The 2,332-nt window shown below is 49.0% G+C and carries 3 protein-coding genes; 2 read left to right on the forward strand and 1 reads right to left on the reverse strand.

All coding sequences use genetic code 11. The features are described 5' to 3' along the window. The first annotated feature begins 39 nt into the window (after nt 1-39). Nucleotides 40-1,212: a class II aldolase/adducin family protein gene (locus tag A2517_RS04965; RefSeq protein WP_294894737.1), complete on the forward strand. Its 1,173-nt coding sequence runs from the start codon at nt 40-42 to the stop codon at nt 1,210-1,212. A gap of 8 nt (nt 1,213-1,220) precedes the next feature. Beyond that, nucleotides 1,221-1,526 (forward strand): putative quinol monooxygenase, encoded by a 306-nt coding sequence (locus A2517_RS04970; RefSeq protein ID WP_294894739.1) that lies wholly within the window; start codon nt 1,221-1,223, stop codon nt 1,524-1,526. Here the strand turns inward: A2517_RS04970 and A2517_RS04975 are convergent. After that, nucleotides 1,523-2,332, reverse strand: an 810-nt coding sequence (locus A2517_RS04975) for an FGGY-family carbohydrate kinase (protein WP_294894741.1), incomplete at its 5' end; no start/stop codon positions are given. The genes A2517_RS04970 and A2517_RS04975 overlap by 4 nt on opposite strands.

Genomic DNA, 2,332 nt, shown 5'->3' on the forward strand with positions numbered 1-2,332 from the left:
ATCGCTATAATTTGACCACTAATAGAAGGATCTAACATTATGACAAGCCTCTTTGACTCTTGCACCGCCGCACAATTTCTAAATGACCCGCTGGGAATGAGGGTCTATACCTCTCAGCTCTTGGGTCAAAGCAAGGAGCTGGTACTCCACGGCGGCGGAAATACCTCGGTAAAAATCGATAACACCCTCTACGTCAAGGGCTCAGGCTGGAATCTCGATACCATCGAGAAAGGAGGATTCTCCCCCGTCGATCTGGGTGTACTGCTGGAAATGGCTACGAGAGAGAGCCTCAGCGATACCCAAATGGTTGCGGAGCAGCGTGCCGCCATGTCAGATCAGAGTTTCCCGAATCCCTCCATCGAAGCGATCCTCCACGCCATTATCCCTTATGATTTTGTCGATCATACCCATGCCGATGCGGTCGTTACCCTCACCAATACCCCAGAGGGCAAAGCGCTGGTTCAAGAACTCTACGGTGAAAATATGCTCATCATCGATTATGTAATGCCCGGATTTGAGCTGGCAAAGTATATCTATGAGATGACATGTAATATCGATTGGAACTCCCTCACGGGGATGATTCTGATGCACCACGGCGTCTTTACGTTTGATAACGATGCACAGCGTGCCTATGAGAAGATGATTGAACTCGTCACTGTAGCCGAAGCGTATCTGGCTGAACACGTCACCTTGGCATGTGGTGATTGTGAAGGAAAAGGCGACCCGAGTATTGCGCAAGCGGTCGGAATCGAAGCGGCAAAACTTCGCGGATGTGAGTTGTTTCCCCTTCTCATCGATTCACCCCGCGCCCAGCTTTTCAGTATCCTCCCTAATCTCGAAACCCTTGTCAAAAAAGGGGGATTGACACCCGAACACGTTATCCGGATCAAACCGTTCCCAGCAATCATCGACGGTGATATCGCTAAGGGGATTGAGCAATTTGCGCAGGAGTACAAAAGCTATTTCGACGCTAATGCCTCCTCGGAACACATCTGTCTCGATCTCGCCCCTCGCTATGCGGTGATCAAAGGGGTGGGTATCGTCGTGCTAGGGAAAGATGAAAAAGAGTCCCGTATTATCGGTGATATCGTCAAACACACCATCACCGCGCTCCTCTCTGCCGAACAGCTCGGAGGATGGGGTTCACTCACACTCGCTCAGATGTTCGAAATGGAATACTGGGAATTAGAGCAAGCAAAACTAAAAAAATAAGGAAAAAAATGAAAATTACGAAAAAAGTGACCTTTATCGCCAAAGAGGAACATATCGCAACGGTGAAAAAATTATTAGAGGATATGGTAGCTCCCTCACTTAAAGAGCCGGGATGCCTCTATTACTATATCTTTCAATCTCGTGATAATCCACGTAAATTCTTCGCCGTTGAGTCGTGGGCAGATGATGCGTCGTTAGAGGGGCATAAACATACGGAACATTATGCCTACTACAAATCGCACTATGAGCCGTTTGTGGATGATAAATACACCGAAGAACTCGATTTACTCGATGAAAAGGCATATGGGTTCTAAATTCCCGGAGCCTTCCACATCGGCTCCGTAATCCCTTCACGAACTAGCTCCATTTGTTTAGCGTACACTTTAAGCCATCTCTCTTTGATCTCGCCGTATTGTTCGTGATTGACCGCGTTCGGTTCATACGTCCGCTCGATTTTGACGATCTCTTTCCCCGCCTCTTCAAAGCTTTTATAGACCCCAGCACCGATACCGCACGCCATCGCCACACCCAATGCCGTTGCCTCTTTGACTACCGGTACACGTACTTCCAAACCTGTCACATCAGCCAATATCTGCGACCACAAAGCTCCGTTGGATGCCCCACTCGCAAAGGTGATAGAGTTTGGATGTACGCCGCTGAAAGCTTTAATGTTCTCTAGATTGATCGCGCTGACGATACACGCATTCTCTTCCAATGCGCGAAACATCGATGCGACGTTGTATTTGGACTCATCCAACCCCAATCCGATAAACGAAGGAGACGCATGTATCCACTCGCCGTAGTTCATCCGATCACTAAAGATCGGGGTAATACCGTAGGAGCCGAGAGGAACTTTTTTAGCCATCTCCTCAAGTTCCGCATAACTTTTTCCGCATCCAAAGCTGTTGCGAAACCAGCGCATCACCAGTCCCGTAAAAAAGGTGATCCCCTCTGCTTGAGACATACCGCGAACGACGTGGGGATTGACCCGTAACAGCATCTCATTGGAGAGTGTCGCATCGCTAGGGATATTGACCACCTGCTGCCAAAAGCTCCCTCCAAGCACCACCGCATCACCGAGCTTCGACGCTCCTAATCCTGCTGTGCCTATCTGAACGTC

The organism is Sulfuricurvum sp. RIFOXYD12_FULL_44_77 (genome assembly GCF_001830725.1).
Lineage (GTDB): Bacteria > Campylobacterota > Campylobacteria > Campylobacterales > Sulfurimonadaceae > Sulfuricurvum > Sulfuricurvum kujiense_A.

What these genes read in the sequence shown, in the direction of transcription:
- A2517_RS04965 (WP_294894737.1), top strand. Translation starts at nt 40, where the DNA reads ATGACAAGCCTCTTTGACTCTTGCACCGCCGCACAATTTCTAAATGAC.
- A2517_RS04970 (WP_294894739.1), top strand. Translation starts at nt 1,221, where the DNA reads ATGAAAATTACGAAAAAAGTGACCTTTATCGCCAAAGAGGAACATATC.